Below are 601 nucleotides of genomic sequence, written 5' to 3' on the forward strand. Positions count from 1 at the left end.
CCGGGACCGCGGCGGTCGTCACCGGGGGCGTGCTCGCGACCGGTGTCGCGGCCGGCGCGCTGTTCCTGCCGCCGGCCTCGCTCTCGGTGGATCTCGCCATGTCGCGCGCACCGGGATCGGACGTCCTCTTCGCCGGCGCCGACACCGTCGCCCTGGGGGCCGCGACCGACACCAGCGTCTTCGGGATCGGCGACTGGGCGAGCGTGTTCGCGACCGCCGCGCGGCCCGAGACGTACGACGGCGCCGAGGTGACGCTGACGGGGTTCCTCACCCCGGCCGGCGACGAGGGGGACGAGGCTCGACTCACCCGCATGGTGATCACGCACTGCGTGATCGACGCGCAGCCCGCCGCGGTGCCCGTGCAGATCGACGCCTGGCAGAGCGACTACGCGGTCGGAGACTGGGTCGAGGTGACCGGGACGGTGCGGGCGCTGGAGGACGGCACCCTGCGCGTGGAGCCCTCGGGCGTGACCCGCGTCGACGAGCCGGGGGATCCGTATGAGCACTGAGGACAACCGCGGCACGGATCGGACGGACGTGGGTCCCGGAACAGCCGGCGCCGACGCGCCCCGCCCGCTGACCCGTGCGGAGGCGCGGGCCC

General features: G+C 75.4%; 1 protein-coding gene. It reads left to right on the forward strand.

Going from position 1 to position 601, the window contains the following annotated elements; translation table 11 throughout:
• The coding region (locus tag MR1_RS19040) for a TIGR03943 family putative permease subunit (RefSeq protein ID WP_084344957.1) at nucleotides 1-509 on the forward strand (509 nt) is incomplete at its 5' end.
• Between the last annotated feature and the right edge of the window lie 92 nt (nucleotides 510-601).

The organism is Microbacterium resistens NBRC 103078 (genome assembly GCF_001552355.1).
GTDB classification, from domain to species: Bacteria; Actinomycetota; Actinomycetes; order Actinomycetales; family Microbacteriaceae; genus Microbacterium; species Microbacterium resistens.